General features: G+C 67.0%; 21 protein-coding genes and 2 tRNA genes. 22 read left to right on the top strand and 1 reads right to left on the bottom strand.

Annotation, left to right across the window (positions count from 1 at the left end; translation table 11 throughout):
- Positions 1–35 precede the first annotated feature (35 nt).
- From tig to Q0C38_RS05185, 6 genes are all read left to right on the top strand, one after another.
- Positions 36–1,361, top strand: a complete 1,326-nt coding sequence (gene tig, locus Q0C38_RS05210; protein ID WP_291296005.1) for a trigger factor — start codon at positions 36–38, stop codon at positions 1,359–1,361.
- Between the two features lie 51 nt (positions 1,362–1,412).
- Positions 1,413–2,051: an ATP-dependent Clp endopeptidase proteolytic subunit ClpP gene (clpP, locus tag Q0C38_RS05205; RefSeq protein WP_291296174.1), complete on the top strand. Its 639-nt coding sequence runs from the start codon at positions 1,413–1,415 to the stop codon at positions 2,049–2,051.
- Positions 2,052–2,246: 195 nt separating this feature from the next.
- Entirely contained in the window at positions 2,247–3,506 is a 1,260-nt protein-coding gene (gene clpX / locus Q0C38_RS05200) for an ATP-dependent Clp protease ATP-binding subunit ClpX (protein ID WP_291296004.1), read from the top strand.
- 194 nt (positions 3,507–3,700) lie between these two features.
- Positions 3,701–6,127: an endopeptidase La gene (gene lon, locus Q0C38_RS05195; RefSeq protein WP_291296003.1), complete on the top strand. Its 2,427-nt coding sequence runs from the start codon at positions 3,701–3,703 to the stop codon at positions 6,125–6,127.
- A 284-nt stretch (positions 6,128–6,411) separates the two neighbouring features.
- Positions 6,412–6,687 carry an HU family DNA-binding protein gene (locus Q0C38_RS05190; protein WP_291296002.1) on the top strand — a complete coding sequence of 92 codons (276 nt, stop codon included), beginning with the start codon at positions 6,412–6,414 and terminating at the stop codon, positions 6,685–6,687.
- A 194-nt stretch (positions 6,688–6,881) separates the two neighbouring features.
- A tRNA-Val gene (locus Q0C38_RS05185) sits at positions 6,882–6,956 on the top strand.
- A gap of 21 nt (positions 6,957–6,977) precedes the next feature.
- Here Q0C38_RS05185 and Q0C38_RS05180 read toward each other — a convergent pair.
- On the bottom strand, positions 6,978–7,823 hold the full coding sequence (locus Q0C38_RS05180) for a hypothetical protein (RefSeq protein ID WP_291296001.1): 846 nt from the start codon (positions 7,821–7,823) through the stop codon (positions 6,978–6,980).
- Positions 7,824–7,903: 80 nt separating this feature from the next.
- Between Q0C38_RS05180 and Q0C38_RS05175 the strand changes: the two genes are divergently transcribed.
- The 16 genes from Q0C38_RS05175 to Q0C38_RS05100 all read left to right on the top strand — a co-directional run bounded on the left by Q0C38_RS05175 (position 7,904) and on the right by Q0C38_RS05100 (position 23,296).
- Positions 7,904–7,980 (top strand) — tRNA-Asp (locus tag Q0C38_RS05175).
- A gap of 224 nt (positions 7,981–8,204) precedes the next feature.
- On the top strand, positions 8,205–8,570 hold the full coding sequence (locus Q0C38_RS05170; protein ID WP_291296000.1) for an NADH-quinone oxidoreductase subunit A: 366 nt from the start codon (positions 8,205–8,207) through the stop codon (positions 8,568–8,570).
- A 22-nt stretch (positions 8,571–8,592) separates the two neighbouring features.
- The gene (locus tag Q0C38_RS05165) at positions 8,593–9,168 is read left to right on the top strand and encodes an NADH-quinone oxidoreductase subunit B family protein (RefSeq protein ID WP_291295999.1); all 576 of its coding nucleotides are present in this window, start codon (positions 8,593–8,595) and stop codon (positions 9,166–9,168) included.
- A gap of 2 nt (positions 9,169–9,170) precedes the next feature.
- Positions 9,171–9,782 (top strand): NADH-quinone oxidoreductase subunit C, encoded by a 612-nt coding sequence (locus tag Q0C38_RS05160; protein WP_291295998.1) that lies wholly within the window; start codon positions 9,171–9,173, stop codon positions 9,780–9,782.
- Between the two features lie 5 nt (positions 9,783–9,787).
- The gene (locus Q0C38_RS05155) at positions 9,788–11,002 is read left to right on the top strand and encodes an NADH-quinone oxidoreductase subunit D (RefSeq protein WP_291295997.1); all 1,215 of its coding nucleotides are present in this window, start codon (positions 9,788–9,790) and stop codon (positions 11,000–11,002) included.
- Complete coding sequence (nuoE, locus tag Q0C38_RS05150) at positions 10,999–11,685, top strand: NADH-quinone oxidoreductase subunit NuoE (protein WP_291295996.1); 687 nt, start codon at positions 10,999–11,001, stop codon at positions 11,683–11,685. The genes Q0C38_RS05155 and nuoE overlap by 4 nt, the downstream gene beginning before the upstream one ends.
- 4 nt (positions 11,686–11,689) lie before the next feature.
- Positions 11,690–12,997 carry an NADH-quinone oxidoreductase subunit NuoF gene (gene nuoF, locus Q0C38_RS05145; RefSeq protein ID WP_291295995.1) on the top strand — a complete coding sequence of 436 codons (1,308 nt, stop codon included), beginning with the start codon at positions 11,690–11,692 and terminating at the stop codon, positions 12,995–12,997.
- A gap of 5 nt (positions 12,998–13,002) precedes the next feature.
- The gene (gene nuoG / locus Q0C38_RS05140) at positions 13,003–15,063 is read left to right on the top strand and encodes an NADH-quinone oxidoreductase subunit NuoG (protein ID WP_291295994.1); all 2,061 of its coding nucleotides are present in this window, start codon (positions 13,003–13,005) and stop codon (positions 15,061–15,063) included.
- A gap of 6 nt (positions 15,064–15,069) precedes the next feature.
- Positions 15,070–16,086: an NADH-quinone oxidoreductase subunit NuoH gene (nuoH, locus tag Q0C38_RS05135; RefSeq protein WP_291295993.1), complete on the top strand. Its 1,017-nt coding sequence runs from the start codon at positions 15,070–15,072 to the stop codon at positions 16,084–16,086.
- 77 nt (positions 16,087–16,163) lie between these two features.
- Positions 16,164–16,652, top strand: coding sequence for an NADH-quinone oxidoreductase subunit NuoI (gene nuoI, locus Q0C38_RS05130; RefSeq protein ID WP_291295992.1), 489 nt, complete (start codon positions 16,164–16,166; stop codon positions 16,650–16,652).
- The gene (locus tag Q0C38_RS05125; protein WP_291295991.1) at positions 16,636–17,355 is read left to right on the top strand and encodes an NADH-quinone oxidoreductase subunit J; all 720 of its coding nucleotides are present in this window, start codon (positions 16,636–16,638) and stop codon (positions 17,353–17,355) included. The genes nuoI and Q0C38_RS05125 overlap by 17 nt, the downstream gene beginning before the upstream one ends.
- Positions 17,355–17,666 carry an NADH-quinone oxidoreductase subunit NuoK gene (gene nuoK, locus Q0C38_RS05120; RefSeq protein ID WP_291295990.1) on the top strand — a complete coding sequence of 104 codons (312 nt, stop codon included), beginning with the start codon at positions 17,355–17,357 and terminating at the stop codon, positions 17,664–17,666. The genes Q0C38_RS05125 and nuoK overlap by 1 nt, the downstream gene beginning before the upstream one ends.
- Positions 17,667–17,676: 10 nt before the next feature.
- Positions 17,677–19,605: an NADH-quinone oxidoreductase subunit L gene (nuoL, locus tag Q0C38_RS05115; protein ID WP_291296173.1), complete on the top strand. Its 1,929-nt coding sequence runs from the start codon at positions 17,677–17,679 to the stop codon at positions 19,603–19,605.
- Positions 19,605–21,119, top strand: coding sequence for an NADH-quinone oxidoreductase subunit M (locus tag Q0C38_RS05110; RefSeq protein ID WP_291295989.1), 1,515 nt, complete (start codon positions 19,605–19,607; stop codon positions 21,117–21,119). Before nuoL ends, Q0C38_RS05110 begins: the two co-directional genes overlap by 1 nt.
- Positions 21,120–21,122: 3 nt before the next feature.
- Complete coding sequence (nuoN, locus tag Q0C38_RS05105; protein WP_291295988.1) at positions 21,123–22,556, top strand: NADH-quinone oxidoreductase subunit NuoN; 1,434 nt, start codon at positions 21,123–21,125, stop codon at positions 22,554–22,556.
- The gene (locus tag Q0C38_RS05100; protein WP_291295987.1) at positions 22,553–23,296 is read left to right on the top strand and encodes a biotin--[acetyl-CoA-carboxylase] ligase; all 744 of its coding nucleotides are present in this window, start codon (positions 22,553–22,555) and stop codon (positions 23,294–23,296) included. The genes nuoN and Q0C38_RS05100 overlap by 4 nt, the downstream gene beginning before the upstream one ends.
- Positions 23,297–23,300: the final 4 nt, after the last annotated feature.

Here is a 23,300-nt window from a genome sequence, read left to right as displayed (position 1 = left end):
AGCCAGGGCAGCGGCAGACGGAAAGCAGACGGACGATGCAGGTCACCGAGAAATCAGCCGAGGGTCTCAAGCGCGCCTTTGCGGTGGTGCTGCCGGCCGAGACGCTTGCCGCCAGGCGCGATGCGCGGCTCGCCGAGATCGGGCGCGAGCTTCGCCTGCCGGGCTTCCGCCCCGGCAAGGTGCCGGCCGCGATCGTCAAGCAGCGCTTCGGCGGCTCCATCATGGGCGAGGTGCTCGAGAAGAGCCTCGACGAGGCAGCCCGTACGCTCGTGACCGAGCGCGGGCTCAAACCGGCATTGCAGCCCAAGGTCGAGATCGTGAACTGGTCGGAAGGCGCTGACCTCGAGTTCAACCTCGATGTCGAGGTGCTGCCCGAGATCGCGCTGCCCGACCTCGCCGCCATCACGGTCGAGAAGCTCGTTGCCACCCCGGCCGAGGAGGAGGTGGAGAACCGGCTTGGCGAGTTGGCCAAGCGGCACCGCAGCTCGGAGCCTGTCGAGGAGGTTCGCCCCGCGGTGGCCGGCGACCTGCTGGTGGTCGATTTCGTCGGCAAGATCGACGGCAAGCCCTTCCGCGGCGGCTCTGCCACCGACATGGAGGTCGAGGTCGGCGGCCCGGGCTTCGTGCCGGGCTTCACCGAGGGTCTGCTCGGCCTCTCCGCCGGCGAGACGCGCGACAACGACGTGAGCTTCCCGCCCGACTATGTCGCGACCGACCTTGCCGGCAAGACCGCGACCTTCACGGTCACGGCGAAGGCGCTGAAGCGGGCGCTGCCGGCGGAGCCGAATGACGAGCTGGCCACGAAGCACGGGTTCGAGACGCTGGTGGCGCTGAAGGACGCGATCCGCGGCGCGATCCAGCGCGAGTACGATCAGCTGTCGCGCATGCGCATCAAGCGCACCCTGCTTGACCGGCTGGCCGAGCTCGCGACCTTCCCGGTGCCGCAGGGCATGGTGGATGGCGAGTTCGGCGCCATCTGGGAGCGGGTGGAGCAGGACCTGAAGGCTGGCCGCCTCGACGATGCCGACAAGGGCAAGGACGACGAGACGCTGAAGGGCGAGTACCGCGCGATCGCCGAACGGCGCGTGCGGTTGGGCCTCCTCCTTGCGGAACTGGGCAGGGCCAACAACCTGTCGGTGAGTGATGATGAGCTCAAGCGCGCGGTGATCGCAGAGGCGCAGCGTTACCCGGGCCAGGAGCGCAAAGTGGTGGAGTTCTACCAGCAGAACCCGCAGGCGATCGATCGCTTCCGGGCGCCGCTGTTCGAGGAGAAGGCGATCGATTTCGTGCTCGAGCTCGCGAAGGTGGACGAGAAGCCCGTCACGCCCGAGGAGCTCGCGAAGGATCCCGAGGCGGCCTGATACCGCCCTGGTCTTGTGAGGCCAATGGCCTGAGGAAGGAACACGGTGACGATGTCCGAGCGCAGCCCGGTCGAGATCTACGCGAATTCGCTGGTGCCGATGGTGGTCGAGCAGACCGCCCGCGGCGAGCGTGCGTTCGACATCTACTCCCGCCTGCTGAAGGAGCGGATCATTTTTCTCACCGGTGCCGTGCATGACGGCGTCGCGAGCCTGATCTGCGCCCAGCTGCTGTTCCTCGAGAGCGAGAACCCCAACAAGGACATCGCCTTCTACATCAACAGCCCCGGCGGGGTGGTGACGTCGGGCCTCGCGATCTACGACACGATGCAGTACATCCGCAGCCCCGTGAGCACGGTGTGCGTTGGCCAGGCCGCCTCGATGGGCAGCCTGCTGCTGGCGGCCGGTGCGCCCGGCAAGCGCTACTGCCTGCCGAACAGCCGGGTGATGGTGCACCAGCCCTCCGGCGGCGCGCAGGGCCAGGCGACGGACATCGAGATCCAGGCGCGCGAGATCCTCGCCGTGCGGGCGCGACTGAACCAGATCTATGTCAAGCATACCGGACAGGCGCTCGAGCGTGTCGAGCAGACGCTGGAGCGTGACCGCTTCATGTCCGCCGAGGAAGCCAAGGAGTTCGGCATCGTCGACCAGGTGGTCGACAGCCGGCCTGTTCCCGAGGCGGAGAAGAAGTAGCCTCGTCTCCGTGCCCCGCGTGCCGGTGCAGCCCGAGGCGGCGCCCCCGGTCAGGTCACTGATCCGATCGGGAGCAGGATCGGACGCACGATCACTGGCAGGACGCGCGCATGCCGGGAGGCGGCTCGCTTGTGCACCCCCCTCATGGGGCGTAGACTGTCACACTTGGACGCCGCACCGAGCGCGGGAGCGAGCATGAGCAAGTCAGGCGACTCAAAGAACACCCTCTACTGTTCGTTCTGCGGCAAGTCGCAGCACGAGGTCCGCAAGTTGATTGCGGGTCCGACCGTGTTCATCTGTGACGAATGCGTCGAACTCTGCATGGATATCATTCGCGAGGAGCACAAGACGCACCTCGTGAAGACGCGTGACGGCATCCCCACGCCGCGCGAGATCTGCAAGGTTCTCGACGATTACGTCATCGGGCAGGATCACGCCAAGCGTGTGTTGTCGGTGGCCGTGCACAACCACTACAAGAGGCTGTCGCACGCCCAGAAGAACAACGACGTCGAGATCGCGAAGTCGAACATCATGCTGATCGGGCCGACGGGCTCGGGCAAGACGCTGCTCGCGCAGACGCTCGCCCGCATCCTCGACGTTCCCTTCACCATGGCCGACGCGACGACGCTGACCGAGGCCGGCTATGTCGGCGAGGATGTCGAGAACATCATCCTGAAGCTGCTCCAGGCCGCCGACTACAATGTCGAGCGGGCGCAGCGCGGCATCGTCTACATCGACGAGGTCGACAAGATCAGCCGCAAGTCCGACAACCCCTCGATCACCCGCGACGTGTCGGGCGAAGGGGTGCAGCAGGCGCTGCTCAAGATCATGGAAGGCACGGTTGCCTCCGTGCCGCCGCAGGGCGGGCGCAAGCATCCGCAGCAGGAGTTCCTGCAGGTCGACACCACCAACATCCTGTTCATCTGTGGCGGCGCCTTCGCCGGGCTCGAGCGCATCATCTCCTCGCGCGGCAAGGGCACCGCGATCGGCTTCGGCGCGGATGTGAGGAGCCCCGAGGATCGCCGCACCGGCCAGGTGCTGCGCGAAGTCGAGCCCGAGGACCTGCTGAAGTTCGGCCTGATCCCCGAGTTCATCGGCCGCCTGCCGGTGGTCGCCACCCTCGAGGACCTCGACGAGGGCGCGCTGATCGACATCCTGACCAAGCCCAAGAACGCGCTCGTGAAGCAGTACGGACGCCTGTTCGAGATGGAGGGGGTGAAGCTCACCTTCACCGACGATGCGCTGCGCACCGTCGCGCAGCGGGCGATCAGCCGAAAGACCGGCGCGCGCGGCCTCCGCTCGATCATGGAGTCGATCCTGCTCGGCACCATGTTCGACCTCCCCGGCCTCGATGGGGTGGACGAGACGGTGATCAACCGTGAGGTGGCCGAGGGGCGCTCAGCTCCGCTGTTCATCTACGGTGAGCGGCGCGGCGAGGGGACCACGAGCGCCTGAGCCAGCCCGCGCGCCTTCCGCTGCATGCGGATGCGCGCCGGGCCCTGTCGGATATGCCGGGGCGAGGATGCGGGGTTGATCGATCGGGGTTGATCAGCGGGGCCGCATCCTCATTTGACCAGAACGCAATCGGGGTCTTCGGGACAGGGCATGGTGCATGACCCGGAGGCTGCCGGAACAGGAAGCCAGAACCCATGAGTGACGAGCAAGGCAAGGCGGAAGGCAAGGCCCCGGTTCCCGGCGATGTCCTGCCCGTGCTGCCACTGCGCGACATCGTCGTGTTCCCGCACATGATCGTGCCGCTTTTCGTCGGCCGCGAGAAATCCGTCCGCGCCCTCGAGGCGGTGATGAAGGAGGACAAGCAGATCCTCCTCGTTGCCCAGAAGAACGCCGCGCAGGACGACCCCGGCGTCGACGACATCTTCCATGTCGGCACCGTCTCGACGGTGCTGCAGCTGCTGAAGCTGCCCGATGGCACCGTGAAGGTGCTGGTCGAGGGCGGCCGCCGCGCGCGCATTTCCGGCTTCAAGGAAACCGAGCAGTTCTTCGAGGGCTTCGTCGAGCCGCTCGAGGAAGCGCCGGGCGAGGGTCGCGAGGTCGAGGCGCTGGCCCGCACCGTGGTCGGGCAGTTCGAGCAGTACATCAAGCTCAACAAGAAGATCCCGCCCGAGGTGCTCGTCTCGATCAACCAGATCGAGGATGCCTCCAAGCTCTCCGACACCGTCGCCTCGCACCTGGCACTCAAGATCCCCGAGAAGCAGGACCTGCTGGAGACCGCCTCCGTCGCCGAACGCCTGGAGAAGGTGTTCGGGCACATGGAGAGCGAGATCGGCGTGCTGCAGGTCGAGAAGCGCATCCGCAACCGCGTGAAGCGCCAGATGGAGAAGACCCAGCGCGAGTACTATCTGAACGAGCAGCTGAAGGCGATCCAGAAGGAGCTGGGCGAGGGCGAGGACGGCAAGGACGAGGCCGCCGAGCTCGAGGACAGGATCCGCAAGACCAAGCTCACCAAGGAAGCGCGCGAGAAGGCGCTGGCCGAGCTCAAGAAGCTGCGCACCATGTCGCCGATGAGCGCCGAGGCGACGGTGGTGCGCAACTACCTCGACTGGATGCTCTCGATCCCCTGGAAGAAGAAGACCAAGATCAAGGCCGACCTGCAGGCCGCCGAGGACATTCTCGAGGCCGATCATTACGGCCTTGAGAAGGTGAAGGAGCGCATCCTCGAGTACCTCGCCGTGCAGGTGCGGAGCCCCAAGATCCGCGGCCCCATCCTGTGCCTGGTCGGGCCCCCGGGCGTGGGCAAGACCTCGCTCGGCAAGTCGATCGCCAAGGCGACGGGGCGGAACTTCGTGCGCATGTCGCTGGGCGGCGTGCGTGACGAGGCCGAGGTGCGCGGCCATCGCCGCACCTATATCGGCTCGATGCCCGGCAAGGTCGTGCAGGGCATGAAGAAGGCGAAGAGCTCGAACCCGCTGTTCCTGCTCGACGAGATCGACAAGCTCGGCGCCGACTGGCGCGGCGATCCGTCATCCGCGCTGCTCGAGGTGCTCGACCCCGAGCAGAACTCGACCTTCGCCGATCATTATCTCGAGGTGGACTACGACCTCTCCGACGTGATGTTCGTGACCACCGCGAACAGCCTTCGGATGCCGCAGCCGCTGCTCGACCGGATGGAGATCATCCGCATCCCGGGCTACACCGAGGACGAGAAGGTCGAGATCGCCAAGCGCCACCTGCTCAACAAGGTGAGCCTGGCGAACGGGCTGAAGGACAAGGAGTGGTCGCTGTCGGACGAGGCGATCCGCGACCTCATCCGCTACTACACGCGCGAGGCAGGCGTTCGTAACCTCGAGCGCGAGATCGCGGGCCTTGCCCGCAAGGCCGTGCGCGAGATCGTGCAGAAGAAGTCGACCAAGGTCGCGATCACGCGCAAGAACCTCGAGAAGTTCGCGGGCGTCCGCCGCTTCCGCTACGGCGAGGCGGAGCTCGAGGACATGGTGGGCGTCGTCACCGGGCTGGCGTGGACGGAGGTCGGCGGCGAGCTGCTGTCGATCGAGGCGGTGCTGATGCCTGGCAAGGGCAACGTGAAGCACACCGGCAAGCTCGGCGACGTGATGCAGGAGAGCGTACAGGCGGCGATGAGCTATGTCCGCTCACGCGCCATTACCTTCGGCATCAAGCCGACGCTGTTCGAAAAGCGCGACATCCACGTGCACGTTCCAGAGGGGGCGACGCCAAAGGATGGGCCTTCCGCCGGTGTCGCGATGGCCACTGCCATCGTCTCGGCCTTGACCGGCATTCCCGTGCGCCGCGAGATCGCCATGACGGGCGAGATCACGCTGCGCGGCCGCGTGCTGCCGATCGGCGGCCTGAAGGAGAAGCTGCTGGCCGCCATGCGTGGCGGGCTCACCACCGTGCTGATCCCGCAGGAGAATGAGAAGGACCTCGCCGAGATCCCCGACAATGTGAAGAAGGGGCTCAAGATCATCCCAGTCGCGTCGGTCGATGACGTGATGCGCGAGGCGCTGGTGCGCAGGCCCGAGCCCATCGTGTGGGAGGAGCCCGCGGAGCCTGCCGCCAAGACGGTGGCCGAGGCCGAGGCTGCCCGGCTGGCTCACTGACCGCCGCGACTCGGCGTGATGCATGAAGGGGCGCCCCGGCAACGGGGCGCCCCATTTCGTGGGGGCCACCGAGTCGGTGGCATGGTCAAGCGCGGTGGCGGGGCGTTTCGTTGCGGGTTGGCCGAAAACGCACGGATTCCTTGGGGAAAACGGGCAGCGACGCATTGACTGCGGAAAATCGCACTGCCTAGAGTGCACGCGTGCGTTGCAGCCCTGTGGCGGAACTCCGCGGCGAGGCGGCACGCAATCCTTTCAGCTCCAGTCACGTCAAAGAGGGCAATCCCGTGAACAAGAACGACCTGGTGGCCGCCGTCGCCGACAAGACCGACCTGCCGAAGGCCAAGACGTCCGAGGTGCTCGATGCGGTGTTCGATGCGATCACCGCAGCGCTCAAGAAGAAGGACGGCGAGGTTCGCCTCGTCGGCTTCGGCACCTTCTCAAAGTCCAAGCGCAAGGCGGGCGTCGGCCGCAACCCGCGCACGGGTGAGCAGATCAAGATCGCCTCGTCCACGTCGGTCCGCTTCAAGGCGGGCAAGGCGCTGAAGGACGCGGTGAACTGATTTCCGCTGCCATCGCGTGATCGGAAGGGCCGGGGTGGCAACGCCTCGGCCCTTTCCCTTTCCGGATCCATCTCCGGGTCCCTGTTCTGGTTCCATCTCTGGTTCGCGTGTGGCGTTCGCCCCGGATGCCGTCGGCGGTTCGCGTTGCGCTCTTGCCGATTCCATCCGCGCGCGATCTGCCCTATGTCTCACGCGGGCGATTAGCTCAGCGGTAGAGCGCCTCGTTTACACCGAGGATGTCGGCGGTTCGATCCCGTCATCGCCCACCAGCGCATGAGCCGAATGCGGCCCTATCCCGCTCCGACGAGGCGTCGCGCGGCGTTGGTCAGCCGCACCCGCCGCGACGGCGGCTTCACGGGATGCCACAGCATGTCGGGCTCGTCCCCCGGCCCCTCCATCGGCGGGCGGTAGCGGAAACTCTCCTTGGTGCAGACCGGCTTTCCGGGAAGCGACTGGATATCGGCGATCGTGAGCCCGGCGCGGAGTGCAAGCGTGGGCCAGGTCACCTCGTGATGCCCCGCCCACCCGGCGCGGTAGGCAGCATCGATGACGGCGATGGCCTGCGCGCTGATGCGGTGGAACGGCAGGAAGGTCGAGACCAGCCCTGGGTCGGAAAAGACGTTGCCGTCCGGGTCGCGGAGGGAGGACCACCAGAACCAGCCAGGCTCACTCACCAGGGTACGCCGGCCGACGCTGAGAACGTCTGCCTCCACCGCGCCGAGTCGCGCGAACAGTGCTGACCATCGTCCCGTGAACCGCACGTCATCCTCGATCACCCACAGGTTCGAGAAGGGCGGCTCCTGGCGCCACGCCAGGAGGTTCAGGAGGTCGAGGTTGCCGGGCATGATGCCCCAGCCTTCCGCCGTCTGCGGCCTGAGCTTGCCGGGATAGGGAAGCGCCTGGATGGTCGTGCGGTCATGGATGTGCCAGGGCACGCTGCGCGCGCCGACGAGCACGCGACGTTCGGTCGCGGGTCCTTCGTCCCTGTAGCTGATGATCGCGATGCGCCAGCCGCTGGGCAGGGATGCGGCAATTCGTCCGACCTCACGGCGAACCGTCCATGACGGGCGCCGTGCGAGGTAGAGGACGAGGTCGCCTGGAGGCGCTTCGTTGGGGCCGTGGCCACCCTCCGTCACGGCGAGCGCCTCAGGCCGGGTACCGCGCCGCGCATGCTTGACACGATCGGGGGGCGCGACCTATGACCGCTTCGCTTTGCGCGGGTGTAGCTCAGTTGGTTAGAGCGCCGGCCTGTCACGCCGGAGGTCGCGGGTTCGAGCCCCGTCACTCGCGCCATTTCCACTCTTTCCTGGCCTGTCGACGTCGCGGCACGTCCCGGTTCATGGTACGGGCATGCCACGGCAGAGACCGGCGCACAACCACCGCACCGCATCGTGTCATGCTGTCGTCGCGATGGCGACCAACGATCAAGCTTGGTGGAATCGCAACACGATCGCGGATAATGTCGCACCGCAGCGAGCCCGGGCGACAAGCCCCGGCCGGACGGAGCGTGTGCCCAGATGCCAACCATGCTGGCAGAGTACTTCCCGATCCTGGTGTTCATCGGGATCGCCGCCGCCATCGCGCTGGCGATGGTCGGCGCCTCGTTGATCCTTGCCCGCCAGGCGCCAGACCCCGTGAAGCTCTCGGCCTATGAGTGCGGGTTCGAGCCGTTCGACGATGCGCGCCGGAAGTTCGACGTGCGGTTCTACCTCGTCGCCATCCTTTTCATCATCTTCGACCTCGAAGTGGCCTTCCTGTTCCCCTGGGCCATCAGCCTGGCCGAAATCGGCTGGCTCGGCTTCGGTTCGATGATGGGGTTCCTTGGCGTGCTGACGATCGGCTTCATCTATGAGTGGAAGAAGGGCGCCCTCGAATGGGAGTGAGCGCGGCTTCGGAGAAGCGAGCATGACCCTCCAGACCCAGGCCGGCACCAACCAGCCGGCGATCGCCTGGAACCGCGAGGCGCTGGAACCCGGGCCCGCGCAGGACGCGCTGCTGCGTGACGTGACGGGCCAGATGCAGGAAAAGGGCTTCGTCGTCGCCCAGCTCGACAAGCTGGTGAACTGGGCGCGCACGGGCAGCCTCTGGCCGATGACGTTCGGGCTTGCGTGCTGCGCGGTCGAGATGATCCACGCCTACATGAGCCGCTATGACCTGGATCGGTTCGGCATCATTCCGCGCGCGTCGCCGCGCCAGTCCGACGTGATGATCGTCGCCGGCACGCTGACCAACAAGATGGCGCCTGCGCTGCGCCGCGTGTACGACCAGATGCCGGAGCCGCGCTGGGTGATCTCGATGGGCAGCTGCGCGAATGGCGGCGGCTACTACCACTACTCCTACTCGGTGGTGCGCGGTTGCGACAGGATCGTGCCGGTCGACATCTACGTTCCCGGCTGCCCGCCGACGGCAGAGGCGCTGGTGTACGGCATCATGCAGCTCCAGAAGAAGATCCGCCGCACCGGCACTGTGCTGAGGCGCTGACGATGAGCGATGACACGGTCACCATCGACGCGACGGCGGAAGCCCTCGCCGACGCCTTCGGCCCGGCAATCCTCGAACAGGGCGTGGCGCTGGGCGAGCGCGAGATCGTCGTCTCGCCGGCCGCACTCATCGCCGTGATGGCGGCGCTGCGCGACGATCCACGCTTCGGCTTCGTGCAGCTGATGGACCTCTGCGGCGTCGACTGGCCCGAGCGGCCTGAGCGATTCGACGTCGTCTACCACCTGCTTGCACCGGCGGCGAACACGCGCATCCGCGTCGTCGTTCCGGTTTCGGAAGGTGTCGCCGTTCCCTCCGTCGTGTCCCTGTTCCCCGCTGCCGGCTGGTTCGAGCGCGAGGCATGGGACCTCTACGGCATCCCGTTCGAGGGAAACCCCGACCTCCGCCGCCTGCTGACCGACTATGGGTTCGAGGGGCATCCGCTGCGCAAGGACTTCCCGCTCACCGGCCATGTCGAGCTTCGCTACGACGAGGAGCAGAAGCGCGTGGTGTACGAGCCGGTGAAGTTGACGCAGGAGTTCCGCAACTTCGATTTCCTCTCGCCCTGGGAAGGCATGACGACGCTTCCCGGCGACGAGAAGGCGAACAGGGGCTGACGCCGATGGCCGACGGATCGCTGCCGACCGAGGCTGTATCCGGGGGCAAGCCCCCGATCCGCACCCACACGATGAATTTCGGGCCCCAGCACCCGGCCGCGCACGGCGTGCTGCGCCTGGTGCTTGAGCTCGACGGCGAGGTGGTGGAGCGTGCCGACCCGCATATCGGGCTGCTTCACCGCGGCACCGAGAAGCTGATCGAGTACAAGACGTACATGCAGGCGGTGCCGTATTTCGACCGCCTCGATTACGTCGCGCCCATGTGCCAGGAGCACGCCTTCGCGCTGGCTACGGAGAAACTGCTCGGCATCACCGTGCCGCCGCGCGGGCAGTATGTGCGCGTGCTGTTCGCCGAGATCAGCCGCATCCTGAACCACCTCCTGAACCTCACCACCTACGCGATCGACGTCGGTGCCATCACGCCGGCGCTCTGGGGCTTCGAGGAACGCGAGAAGCTGATGGAGTTCCACGAGGCGGTCTCCGGTGCCCGCCTGCACGCGAACTATTTCCGCCCCGGTGGCGTGTCGAAGGACATGCCGGCGGGGCTCGCGGACAAGATCGGCGAGTGGGCCGAAGGCTTCCCGAAATTCATCGATGACCTTGAAACGTTGCTGACCGAGAACAGGATCTGGAAGCAGCGCACCGTCGATATCGGCATCATGCCGCTCGAGGAAGCGCTTGCCTGGGGCTGGTCGGGCCCGTGCCTGCGCGCCTCCGGTGCGGCGTGGGACCTCCGGAAAAGCCAGCCCTACGATGTCTATGGCGAGATGGAGTTCGACATCCCCATCGGCCGCAACGGCGATTGCTATGACCGCTATCTCGTGCGCGTGGCCGAGATGCGCGAGAGCCTGCGCATCATCCGCCAGTGCCTCGCGCGCATGCCCGAGGGGCCGGTCAAGACGCAGGACAACAAGATCACCCCGCCCTCGCGGGGCGAGATGAAGCGCTCGATGGAAGCGCTGATCCACCACTTCAAGCTCTACACCGAGGGGTATCACGTGCCGGCGGGCAGCACCTACACCGTGGTCGAGGCGCCGAAGGGCGAGTTCGGCGTGTATCTGATCGCGGACGGAACGAACAAGCCCTATCGCTGCAAGATCCGGGCACCTGGCTTCGCGCACCTGCAGACGATGGACCATCTCTCCAAGGGCCACATGCTGGCCGATGCGGTGGCGATCATCGGCAGCCTCGACATCGTGTTCGGGGAGATTGACCGGTGACAGATCGTTCCTCGCCGGCGTCGGCCTATGACGGCGGCCCCGAGAGCTTCGCCTTCACCGAGGCGAACCGCAAATACGCCGAGAAGCAGATCGCGAAATACCCCGAAGGCAAGCAGGCCTCGGCGGTGAAGGGCCTGCTCGACCTTGCGATGCGGCAGATGGAGGCCGAGACCGGCGCGCGCTGGCTTCCCCGTGCGGCGATGGACCATGTCGCCGGCATCCTCGGCATGGCGCCGATCCGCGTCTACGAGGTCGCCTCGTTCTACACGATGTTCAAGACGCGGCCGGTGGGGAGGCACCATCTCCAGGTCTGCACCACCACCCCGTGCTGGCTGCGCGGCTCCGACGCCGTTCTCCACGCCTGCCGCCTTGCCGCCGGCAATGTGCCCGACGGTACGGTGAGCGCGGATGGGCTGTTCTCGGTCGAGGAGGTCGAGTGCCTCGGCGCCTGCGTGAACGCGCCGGTGCTCTGGGTCGGCGACCATTTCTACGAGGACCTCGATGGTCCGGCAGCGCAGCGACTGATCGAGGCGCTGAAGCGTGGCGAGCATCCGAGGCATGGGCCCCAGACCGGGCGGCAGAACGCCGCGCCAGCTGGCGGGCCCACGACGTTGACCGAGGTTCCGCCGCCCGTGCCGTATCGGCCGGAAGCGGCGACACCAGAACCCGCGGCAGGAGAGTAGACCCGTGCTGCATGACCGTGACCGCATCTTCACCAACCTCTACGGCATCCATGACTGGGGCCTCGAAGGTGCCCGCGCGCGTGGCGACTGGGACAACACCGCCGCGCTGATTGCCAAGGGGCGTGACTGGATCGTCGAGGAACTGAAGCAATCCGGCCTGCGCGGCCGCGGTGGGGCAGGGTTCCCGACGGGCCTCAAATGGTCGTTCATGCCCAAGGCCTCGCCCGACGGGCGGCCGTCATACCTCGTCGTGAACGCCGACGAGAGCGAGCCCGGCACCTGCAAGGACCGCGACATCCTGCGGCATGATCCGCACAAGCTGGTCGAGGGCTGCCTGATCGCCGGCGTCGGCATGGGCGCGCATGTCGGCTACATCTACATCCGCGGCGAGTTCCACGCCGAGTACAAGAACCTCCAGGCCGCGATCGACCAGGCCTACGAGGCGGGGCTGCTCGGGAAGAATGCCTGCGGCTCGGGCTTCGATTTCGACCTCTACGTCTCGCGCGGCGCGGGTGCGTATATCTGCGGCGAGGAAACCGCGCTGATCGAGAGCCTCGAGGGCAAGAAGGGCATGCCGCGGATGAAGCCGCCATTCCCCGCCGCCGTCGGCCTCTATGGTTGCCCAACGACGGTGAACAACGTCGAGAGCATCGCGGTGGTGCCGACCATCCTCCGCCGCGGTGCCGGCTGGTTCGCGGGCCTCGGGCGGCCGAAGAACACGGGCACCAAGATCTTCTGCATCTCCGGCCACGTGAACAGGCCCTGCAACGTGGAGGAGGAGCTCGGCATTCCGCTCAAGGAACTGATCGAGCGCTATGCCGGCGGTGTGCGTGGCGGCTGGGACAACCTGCTCGCCATCATCCCGGGTGGCTCCTCCGTGCCGCTGCTGCCCAAGGCCACCTGCGACACGGTGCTGATGGATTTCGACAGCCTGCGCGAGGTTCGCTCCGGCCTCGGAACGGCCGCGGTGATCGTGATGGACCGCTCGACCGACGTGATCGCCGCGATCGCGCGGCTGTCGAAGTTCTACAAGGTCGAGAGCTGCGGCCAGTGCACGCCCTGCCGCGAGGGCACGGGCTGGATGTGGCGGGTGATGGAACGCATGGTGCAGGGCCGTGCCGAGGTCGAGGAGATCGCGGTGCTCGAGCAGGTGACGCGCCAGGTCGAGGGCCACACGATCTGCGCGCTTGGCGATGCCGCCGCCTGGCCCATCCAGGGGCTGATCCGCCATTTCCGCCCGCTGATGGAAGAACGGATTGCTGCCTACAAGGCAGCCCGCACGGCGCGGCCCCTGCCGATCGCCGCGGAGTAGCAACGATGCCGAAGCTGACGGTCGATGGGATCGAGGTCGAGGTGCCGGCGGGCACCACGGTGCTGCAGGCGTGCGAGGCGGCGGGGAAGGAGATCCCGCGCTTCTGCTATCACGAGCGGCTCTCCATCGCCGGCAATTGCCGGATGTGCCTGGTCGAGCTCGAGAAGGCGCCGAAGCCCATCGCGTCCTGCGCCTATCCGGTCGCCGACAACATGGTGATCCACACCGACACGCCGGGCGTGAAGGCCGCCCGCCGCGGGGTGATGGAGTTCCTGCTGATCAACCACCCGCTCGACTGCCCGATCTGCGACCAGGGCGGCGAATGCGACCTGCAGGACCAGGCCGTCGGCTACGGGTTCGACCACTCGCGCTACGAGGAGAACAAGCGCGCGGTCAAGGACAAGAACCTCGGGCCCCTGATCAAGACGGCGATGACGCGCTGCATCCACTGCACGCGCTGCGTCCGTTTCGCCACCGAAGTGGCCGGTGTCGCCGAGCTCGGTGCGACGGGCCGTGGCGAGGCGATGGAGATCGGCACGTATGTGGAACATGCGCTGACGTCCGAGCTCTCGGGCAACATGATCGATCTCTGCCCCGTCGGCGCGCTCACCTCCAAGCCCTACGCCTTCGTCGCCCGGCCCTGGGAGCTCTCGCGCACCGACGGCATCGACGCGACGGATGCGGTGGGGTCGAACATCCGCATCGACAGCCGCGGGCCGCAGGTGCTCCGCATCCTGCCGAGGCTGAACGAGGCGGTGAACGAGGAGTGGATCAGCGACAAGACGCGCTTCAGCAATGACGGGCTGACGAGACGGCGCCTCGACAAGCCCTGGATCAGGGAAGGGGGCAAGCTTCGCCCCGCGAGCTGGAACGAGGCCTTCGCCGCGATCGCCGCCCGCACCAAGGGGCTGGCCGGCGACAGGATCGCGGCACTGGCCGGCGACATGGTCGATGTCGAAGCCATGGCAGCCCTGCGCGACCTGATGGCGGCGCTCGGCTCCGGCAACATCGATTGCCGGCAGGATGGCGCGCGGATCGATGCGTCGCGGCGCGATTTCTACCTGTTCAACACCACGATCGCCGGCATCGAGCAGGCCGACGCCGCGCTGCTGATCGGCACCAACCCGCGGCGCGAGGCCGCGGTGCTGAACGCGCGGCTGCGCAAGCGTTCGCTCGCCGGCCGCTTCCCCATCGGCTTGGTGGGCGAGGGGGCTGATCTCACGTACCCGTACGCGCATCTCGGCGACGGGCCGGCTGCGCTTGCAGCGCTCCTCGATGGCTCGAGCCCGTTCCTCGAGGCGCTGAAGGGGGCCTCGCACCCGATGGTGATCATCGGCCAGGGCGCGATCGCCAGGCCCGATGGTGCCGCAGTGCTCGCGGCGGCCTGGACGATCGCGCGCGAGATCGGTGCCCTCGGGGCCGCGTGGCATGGGTTCAACATGCTCCACATGGCCGCCGGCCGCGTTGGTGCGCTCGACATCGGCTTCCTGCCGCATGGCGGTGGGCGCGACCGTGACGGCATCCTCGCCGGCGCCGGGAACGGCGAGATCGACCTCGTGTGGCTCCTTGGCGCCGACGAGATCCCGATGGACCGCCTTGGCCGCGCCTTCGTCGTCTACCAAGGCCACCATGGCGATGCGGGGGCGAAGCGGGCCGATGTGATCCTGCCTGGTGCGGCGTATGTCGAGAAGGATGGCACCTGGGTGAGCACCGAGGGCCGCGTGCAGCGCGCCGCGCGCGCGGTGTTCCCGCCTGGCGAGGCGCGGGAGGACTGGGCGATCATCCGTGCCGCCTCGGCCGCTCTCGGCCATGCGCTGCCCTACGGCGACATCGCCGGCGTGCGTGCGCGCGCCGAGGCTTTGGGGGCCGGGCGGCTCGATGCGCCGCTCGGCGGCGGCTGCATTGACCAGGGCGGGCCGTCAGGCGACCCGCGCATGCTCGGCACCGAGGCCTTCGCGGCACCAGTGACGGACTACTACCGCACCGATGCGATCGGCCGGGCCTCGCCGACCATGGCGGCCTGCGCGGCCTCTGTCGCGCCCACATCTGCCGTGGCGGCGGAGTAGACGACGATGCAGTCCTTCTTCGCCACACCCTTCGGCACGCTGGTGTTCACAGTCGGCGCCATCCTCGTGATCATGGTTCCGGTGCTGATCGGCGTTGCCTACCTCACCTATGCCGAGCGCAAGGTGCTGGCGGCGATGCAGCTCCGCCGAGGGCCCAACATCGTCGGCCCCTTCGGGCTGTTCCAGCCCTTCGCCGACGCGATCAAGCTGATGATGAAGGAGACGATCGTCCCAACAGGGTCGAACCGTGTCCTGTTCCTCATGGCACCAATGCTGACGTTTGCGCTCGCGCTGATCGCCTGGGCGGTGATCCCGTTCGGCGAGGGGCTGGTGCTGGCCGACATCAATGTCGGCGTGCTCTACCTGTTCGCCATCTCCTCGCTCGGCGTGTACGGCATCATCATTGCGGGCTGGGCGTCGAACTCGAAATACGCGTTCCTGGGCGCGCTGCGCTCGGCCGCGCAGATGGTCAGCTACGAGGTCTCGATCGGCTTCGTCATCATCACCGTGCTGCTCTGCGTCGGCTCGCTGAACCTCTCGGAGGTGGTGATGGCGCAGCAGGGCCTGTGGTTCGCGATCCCGCTGTTCCCGATGTTCGTGGTGTTCTTCATCTCGGCTCTCGCCGAGACGAATCGCGCGCCGTTCGACCTGCCCGAGGGCGAGAGCGAGATCGTCGCCGGCTTCTTCGTCGAATACAGCTCGATGAGCTTCGCGCTGTTCTTCCTCGGCGAATACGCGAACATGATCCTGATGAGTGCGATGACGACCATCCTGTTCCTCGGCGGATGGCTGCCGCCGTTCGACATCGCGCCCTTCACGTGGCTGCCCGGGCCGATCTGGTTCGTGCTCAAGATCTGCCTCTGCCTTTTCGTGTTCCTGTGGGTGCGCGCGACCTTCCCCCGCTATCGGTATGACCAGTTGATGCGGCTCGGCTGGAAGGTGTTCCTGCCCTTCTCGCTGCTCTGGGTCGTTCTGACCGCGGCGGTGCTGATGGCCTTCGGCTGGCTTCCCGGACAGGCGTAGGGGCGGGGAAGCGTGATGAGCGGTTGCGGCATGGCGCGCGCGGGGCTAGGAAGCGCGCGACGAGGAAGGAGCGAACGATGGGCGTGATGGACCGCACGATGCGCGGCTTCTTTCTGTCCGAGCTCGTCTCGGGCATGGCGCTGACGCTGCGCTACTTCTTCAAACCCAAGGTCACGATCAACTATCCCTACGAGAAGGGGCCCATCAGCCCCCGCTTCAAGGGCGAGCATGCGCTGCGCCGCTACCCCAACGGGGAGGAGCGCTGCATCGCCTGCAAGCTGTGCGAGGCGGTGTGCCCGGCGCAGGCGATCACGATCGAGGCCGAACCGCGTGACGACGGCTCGCGGCGCACCACCCGCTACGACATCGACATGACCAAGTGCATCTATTGCGGCCTCTGCGAGGAGGCCTGCCCGGTCGATGCGATCGTTGAAGGGCCGAACTTCGAGTTCTCGACCGAGACGCGCGAGGAACTGCTCTACAACAAGGACCGGCTGCTCGCGAACGGTGACCGCTGGGAGGCAGAGATCGCCTCGCGGCTCGCCGCCGATGCACCCTACCGGTGAAGGCCAGGCGGTGATCGCAGCCCTCGCCTTCTACGCCTTCGCCGCGGTGCTCGTGACCTCGGCGGCGATGGTCGTCACCTCGCGCAACCCCGTGCACGCGGTGTTGTTCCTCATCCTCGCGTTCTTCAATGCAGCGGGCCTTTTCCTGCTCGCCGGCGCCGAGTTCCTGGCACTCATCCTCGTCATCGTCTACGTCGGCGCGGTCGCGGTGCTGTTCCTGTTCGTCGTCATGATGCTCGACGTGAACTTCGCCGAGATGCGCTCGGGCTTCGTGCGCTACCTGCCCGTCGGCGGTGCGATCGGCGTCGTCCTGCTCGCGGAACTGCTCATTGTCGGGCTCGCGTGGACGGTGTCTCCCGAGGCGCCGCGGCTGCTGGCGGCGCCGATCCCCGAGGGGGTGACGAACACACAGGCGCTCGGCCGTGTGATCTACACCGACTACATCTATCTCTTCCAGGCAGCGGGCCTGGTGCTGCTCGTCGCGATGATCGGCGCGATCGTGCTGACACTGCGCGACCGCCCCGGCACGAAGCGGCAGGATGTGACGCGGCAGATCGACCGCTCCCGCCGCGACACGCTCGACATGATCAGCGTGCCGTCGGGCCAGGGCATGACGGTGCCCCCGAAGCCAGAGGTGGCGAAGCCGGAATCGCCCAAGCCACCGGAGCCTGCTCACACCAGCCACGGCGGAGGGCACCACTGATGCTCGCCGTCGGGCTTGGCCACTACCTCACCGTCGCCGCGATCCTGTTCTCGCTGGGCATCTTCGGCATCTTCCTCAACCGCAAGAACGTCATCGTCATCCTGATGTCGATCGAGCTGCTGCTGCTCGCGGTCAACATCAACCTCGTTGCGTTCAGCGCCCATCTCGGCGACCTGACGGGCCAGATCTTCGTGATGTTCATCCTCACCGTGGCGGCGGCGGAAGCGGCGATCGGGCTTGCCATCGTTGTCGTCTACTTCCGGAACCGCGGCTCAATCGCGGTCGAGGACATCAACGTGATGAAGGGGTGAGCGGGCCGTGATCGAAGCCGGAGCCGTCTTCTCCCCCTTGGTCGGCGCGATCATCGCCGGGTTCTTCGGCCGCGCGTTGGGCGACCGTGGCGCGCAGCTCGTCACGATCGGGTTCATGACGCTCGCGACCCTCTGTGGCGTGACGCTGTTCTTCGACGTCGCCTTCGGCGGCAATGCGCGCACGATCGTTCTCGGCACCTGGATCGACAGCGGCAGCTTCGAGGCGTCCTGGGCGCTGCGGTTCGATACGCTCTCAGCCGTGATGGTCGGGATGGTGACGTTCATCGCCACGCTGATCCACATCTACTCCGTCGGCTACATGAGCCATGACCGCACGGTGCCGCGGTTCATGGCGTATCTCTCGCTGTTCACCTTCGCGATGCTGATGCTGGTGACGGCCGACAACCTCATCCAGCTCTTCTTCGGGTGGGAGGGCGTCGGCCTCGCCTCCTATCTCCTCATCGGCTACTGGTACGAGCGCGAGAGTGCGAACCGCGCGGCGATGAAGGCCTTCATCGTCAACCGCGTCGGTGACGTCGGCTTCGCGCTGGGTATCGCCGGCGTGTTCGTGCTGACCGACAGCGTCGGCTTCGATGCGATCTTCGCCGCCCTCGGCGCGCAGGGGACGACGACGGTGAGCCTGTTCGGCGGCGAGGTGAGGGCGGTCGAGCTCTGCGCCGTGCTGCTGTTCATCGGCGCCATGGGCAAGTCCGCACAGCTCGGCCTGCACACCTGGCTGCCTGACGCGATGGAGGGGCCGACGCCCGTCTCGGCGCTGATCCATGCAGCGACGATGGTGACGGCGGGCGTGTTCCTCGTCGCGCGGATGAGCCCGCTGTTCGAGCTGGCGCCCGTCGCACTCTCGGTCGTTACCATCGTCGGCGCCTCGACCGCGCTGTTCGCAGCGACCATCGGCTGCGTGCAGAACGACATCAAGCGCGTGATCGCGTATTCGACGTGCAGCCAGCTCGGCTACATGTTCTTCGCCGCCGGCGTCTCGGCATACCCTGCCGCGATCTTCCACCTCTTCACGCATGCCTTCTTCAAGGCGCTGCTGTTCCTCGGCGCCGGCAGCGTGATCCACGCGATGAGCGACGAGCAGGACATCCGCCGGATGGGCGGCATCTGGAAGAAGATCCCCGCCACCTACACGCTGATGTGGATCGGCAACCTCGCCCTTGCCGGCGTGCCGTTCTTCTCGGGCTTCTACTCGAAGGACATGGTGCTTGAGGCGGCCTGGGGCGCGCACAGCGCGGTGGGCAACTACGCGTTCGTCTGCGGCCTGGTCGCTGCCTTCCTCACGGCCTTCTACTCGTGGCGCCTGCTGATCCTGACCTTCCACGGCGCGCCGCGGGCCGACCATCACGTGATGGAGCATGTGCACGAGAGCCCGTTGGTGATGATCCTGCCGCTCGTGCTGCTGGCGATCGGCGCGGTGTTCGCCGGCGCGGTGTTCTACGAGCCCTTCGTCGGCCACCATTGGAAGGATTTCTGGCAGGCCTCGATCGTCATCGCGCCGGGCAACGATGCGCTCGAAAACGCGCACCACGCGCCGCTGTGGGTCAAGCTCCTGCCCGTCGTGATGGGGGCCTCGGGCATCGCCACGGCGTATGTGTTCTACATGCTCGCCCCTGGCATTCCCGGCCGCCTCGCGGCGCAGTTCCAGGGCGTGCACCGGTTCCTGCTGAACAAGTGGTACTTCGACGAACTGTATGACGCGGTGTTCGTCCGCCCCTCGCTCATCATCGGGCGCGCTCTCTGGAAGGGTGGCGATGGCGCGGTGATCGACGGGTTCGGCCCCGATGGCATCGCTGCCGCGGCAAAGGCAACGGCGGGCAAGGTCGTCAAGCTCCAGACCGGGATGGTCTACCATTACGCCTTCGCCATGATGATCGGCATCGTCGTGCTGGTGACGCTGTTCGCAACGGGGCGCCTTTGATGAACGCGCTCGGTTTTCCGCTGCTCAGCCTCCTCACCTTCCTGCCGCTCGTCGGTGCGGCGATCATTGCGTCCGTGCAGGGCGATGAGCGCACGGTGGCGCAGAACGCGCGCTGGACCGCTCTCTGGACCAGCGCGATCGTCTTTGCCCTGTCACTGATCCTCTGGTTCCGCTTCGACACCGACAGTGCGGGCTTCCAGTTTACCGAGAACGCCGCCTGGCTCGACGGGCTTGGCATCGGCTACCACATGGGCGTCGACGGGATGTCGGTGCTGTTCGTGCTGCTGTCGACGCTGCTGACCCCGCTCTGCATCGTTGCCTCCTGGCAGTCGATTCAGACGCGCGTGCGCGAGTACATGATCGCCTTCCTCGTCCTCGAGACGATGATGGTCGGCATGTTCTGCGCGCTGGATTTCGTGATCTTCTACGTCTTCTTCGAGGGCGTGCTGATCCCGATGTTCCTGATCATCGGCGTATGGGGCGGGGCGCGGCGCAACTACGCTGCCTTCAAGTTCTTCCTCTACACGCTGCTCGGCTCCGTGCTGATGCTGCTGGCGCTGATATGGATCTATCTCGATGCCGGCACGACCGACATCGCGGCACTGATGCAGCACCGCATCGCACCCGCGGCGCAGACGTGGCTGTTCATCGCCTTCTTCGCGTCCTTCGCGGTGAAGGTGCCGATGTGGCCGCTGCACACCTGGCTGCCGGACGCGCATGTCGAGGCACCGACGGCAGGCTCGGTCATCCTCGCCGGCGTGCTGCTCAAGATGGGCGGCTACGGGTTCCTGCGCTTCTCCATCCCGCTGCTCCCCGATGCCACCGCCGCACTCGCACCCTTCATCTTCGCGCTGTCGGCCATCGCGATCGTCTACACCTCGCTCGTGGCACTTGCGCAGACCGACATCAAGAAGCTGATCGCCTACTCCTCGGTCGCGCATATGGGGATCGTTACGCTCGGGCTGTTCACGATGAACCAGCAGGGCATCGAGGGCGCGATCTTCCAGATGCTCTCGCACGGCATCGTCTCGGGCGCGCTGTTCCTCTGCGTCGGCGTCATCTATGACCGGATGCACACGCGCGAGATCGATGCCTATGGCGGGCTTGCCGGCACCATGCCGCGCTACGCGATCCTGTTCATGCTGTTCACCATGGCCTCGGTCGGGCTTCCCGGAACGTCGGGCTTCGTCGGCGAGTTCCTGGCGATCATGGGCGCGTGGCAGGTGAGCAAGCTGCTGGCCCTGCTCGCCGCCTCTGGCATGGTGCTCGGTGCCGGCTACATGCTGTTCCTCTATCGCCGTGTGATCTTCGGCGCGCTGACGAAACAGAACCTGAAGGGCCTGGCCGATCTTTCGCCACGCGAGGTGGCCGTGTTCGCTCCGCTCGTCGTGCTCACCCTCTGGATGGGCATCTACCCGTCGAGTTTCACTGTGTTTTTCGACCAGTCCGTCGCGCGGATGATCGCGCAGCATCACGCGGCGCTCGCGGCGACGCGCCAGCTCGCGGGGCTCTGAGCCATGGTTGCCGCCTTGAACTGGATGATCGCGCTGCCCGAGCTGGTGCTGGCCTGCGCAGGAATGGCCGCGCTGATGGTCGGCGTGTTCGCCCGCCGCGATGCGTGGAACACGGTGTCGATGCTCGCACTCGCCACGCTGCTCGGCATCGCCGTGCTCGTTCTCTCGGGCGAGGCGGGTGTCGGGCTGAACGGCCTGTTCGTGGTCGATGCCTTCGCGGTCTTCGCCAAGGTGCTCGTTCTGCTCGCCGCGGCACTCAGCCTCGTTCTCGCGCTCGACTGGCATGAGCGCGAGGGGCTGGCCCGTTTCGAGTATCCCGTGATCATCCTGTTCGCGACGCTCGGCATGATGATGATGGTCAGCGCGAACGACCTGATGAGCCTCTATGTCGGGCTCGAGCTGTCATCGCTTGCGCTCTACGTTGCCGCGTCCTTCGCGCGTGATGACCTGCGCTCGACCGAGGCAGGCCTCAAGTACTTCATGCTGGGCGCTCTCGCCTCGGGCATGCTGCTCTACGGCGCGTCGCTCACCTACGGCTTCGCGGGCACGACGCGGTTCGTCGGCATCGCCGAGGCGCTCACGGCGGGGCCTGCGCCGATCGGCCTCATCGTCGGCCTTTGCTTCATCGCAGCGGGGCTTGCGTTCAAGGTCTCCGCCGTGCCGTTCCACATGTGGACGCCGGATGTGTACGAGGGCGCACCGACACCGGTGACGGCGTTCTTCTCGATCGCCCCCAAGGTCGCGGCACTCGCGCTGTTCCTCCGCGTGATGACCGGCCCCTTCGGCCCCGCGATCGAGCAGTGGCGGCAGATCATCGTGCTGATCAGCGCGGGCTCGATGATCGTCGGCGCCTTCGCAGCGATCGGGCAGACCAACATCAAGCGGCTGATGGCCTATTCCTCGATCGGCCATGTCGGCTACGCGCTGATCGGGCTTGCGGCCGGCGACCATGCCGGGGTGCGCGGGGTGCTCGTCTACATGGCGATCTATGTCGTCATGAACGCCGGTGCCTTCGCCTGCATCGTCGCGATGCGCCGGCAGGGCATCGCGCGCGAGCGGATCGAGGATCTGGCCGGCCTCGCCCGCACCTCGCCGATGCTGGCGCTGGCGATGGCGGTGTTCATGTTCTCGATGGCCGGCATCCCGCCGCTCGCCGGGTTCTTCGGCAAGCTCTACGTGTTCGTCGCCGCGGTGAATGCCGGGCTCTGGCCGCTCGCCATCCTCGGCGTCCTCGCCTCGGTCGTGTCGGCCTTCTACTACCTGCGCATCGTGAAGGTGATGTACTTCGATGCCGGCGACGCGCCGTTCGATGCACGGCCCGCTGCTCTCTCCGTCGTCGTTGCCGCGACCGGGTCCGCGACGGCGCTGTTCGCGCTCCTGCCAGCACCGCTGGTCGCCGCCGCCTCGGCTGCTGCACGCTCCCTCGTCGGCGGATGACGTCGATCGCCCCCGCACGCTGGCGGGTCGAGCGGCACGAGAGCCTGACGAGCACGAATGACCGTGCCATCGCCGCGGCCGAGGCCGGTGAGCCACCAGGCCTCGTCGTTCTGGCCCGGGAACAGACGCAGGGGCGTGGTCGGAGTGGGCGGGTCTGGCACTCGCCGCGCGGCAACCTGTTCTGCTCCATCCTCCTTCCGCCCGATGACGCGCTTCGCGGCGGGGCGGCAGCGCTGCTCTCGGGCCTCGCGGCCCATGATGCGATCGCGGGCCTCGTTCCCCCGCCGCACCGCCTCGCGCTCAAATGGCCGAACGACCTGCTGGTGGGCGCTGCCAAGCTCGGCGGCATCCTGACGGAGGGCGGCACGACACAGGCGGGCCGGTCCTGGCTCGTCGCCGGCATCGGCCTCAATCTCGCCCACCACCCTGACGGGCTCGACCGCCCCGTGACGTCGCTGCCCGCGCTTGGCGCCACCGCGGCTGACCCCGGCATGGTGGCCGATCGCCTGGCCGCTGCCTTCGCCGCGCGGCTGGCGCTGCTGGCCGGGGGCGGGATGGCGGCGATCATCGCTGCCTGGTCGGCGCGTGCCATCGCGCCCGGCACGGCGCTCGCGGTCAACGCCGCGTCGGGAAGGCTTGCCGGCCGCTTCGCCGGGATCGACCATGACGGCGCGCTCCTGCTCGCCACCGATGCCGGCACGCGCCGCGTGGTCGCCGGCGAGGTTTTCGCGGAGGTCTGAGCCC

The sequence above is a fragment of the Elioraea sp. genome, assembly GCF_022842375.1.
Taxonomy (GTDB): domain Bacteria; phylum Pseudomonadota; class Alphaproteobacteria; order Acetobacterales; family Acetobacteraceae; genus Elioraea_A.
Note: the sequence above shows the minus strand (reverse complement) of the source record. Positions and strands in the feature narration are given on the sequence as shown.

Excerpts from the sequence above, each read along its gene's own strand:
- Q0C38_RS05125 (WP_291295991.1), top strand. The coding sequence starts at position 16,636 with ATGCACCCTACCGGTGAAGGCCAGGCGGTGATCGCAGCCCTCGCCTTC.
- nuoK (WP_291295990.1), top strand. The coding sequence starts at position 17,355 with ATGCTCGCCGTCGGGCTTGGCCACTACCTCACCGTCGCCGCGATCCTG.
- nuoI (WP_291295992.1), top strand. The coding sequence starts at position 16,164 with ATGGGCGTGATGGACCGCACGATGCGCGGCTTCTTTCTGTCCGAGCTC.
- Q0C38_RS05165 (WP_291295999.1), top strand. The coding sequence starts at position 8,593 with ATGACCCTCCAGACCCAGGCCGGCACCAACCAGCCGGCGATCGCCTGG.
- lon (WP_291296003.1), top strand. The coding sequence starts at position 3,701 with ATGAGTGACGAGCAAGGCAAGGCGGAAGGCAAGGCCCCGGTTCCCGGC.
- nuoH (WP_291295993.1), top strand. The coding sequence starts at position 15,070 with ATGCAGTCCTTCTTCGCCACACCCTTCGGCACGCTGGTGTTCACAGTC.
- Q0C38_RS05155 (WP_291295997.1), top strand. The coding sequence starts at position 9,788 with ATGGCCGACGGATCGCTGCCGACCGAGGCTGTATCCGGGGGCAAGCCC.
- Q0C38_RS05100 (WP_291295987.1), top strand. The coding sequence starts at position 22,553 with ATGACGTCGATCGCCCCCGCACGCTGGCGGGTCGAGCGGCACGAGAGC.
- nuoG (WP_291295994.1), top strand. The coding sequence starts at position 13,003 with ATGCCGAAGCTGACGGTCGATGGGATCGAGGTCGAGGTGCCGGCGGGC.
- clpX (WP_291296004.1), top strand. The coding sequence starts at position 2,247 with ATGAGCAAGTCAGGCGACTCAAAGAACACCCTCTACTGTTCGTTCTGC.
- nuoN (WP_291295988.1), top strand. The coding sequence starts at position 21,123 with ATGGTTGCCGCCTTGAACTGGATGATCGCGCTGCCCGAGCTGGTGCTG.
- tig (WP_291296005.1), top strand. The coding sequence starts at position 36 with ATGCAGGTCACCGAGAAATCAGCCGAGGGTCTCAAGCGCGCCTTTGCG.
- Q0C38_RS05110 (WP_291295989.1), top strand. The coding sequence starts at position 19,605 with ATGAACGCGCTCGGTTTTCCGCTGCTCAGCCTCCTCACCTTCCTGCCG.
- Q0C38_RS05170 (WP_291296000.1), top strand. The coding sequence starts at position 8,205 with ATGCCAACCATGCTGGCAGAGTACTTCCCGATCCTGGTGTTCATCGGG.
- Q0C38_RS05160 (WP_291295998.1), top strand. The coding sequence starts at position 9,171 with ATGAGCGATGACACGGTCACCATCGACGCGACGGCGGAAGCCCTCGCC.
- clpP (WP_291296174.1), top strand. The coding sequence starts at position 1,413 with ATGTCCGAGCGCAGCCCGGTCGAGATCTACGCGAATTCGCTGGTGCCG.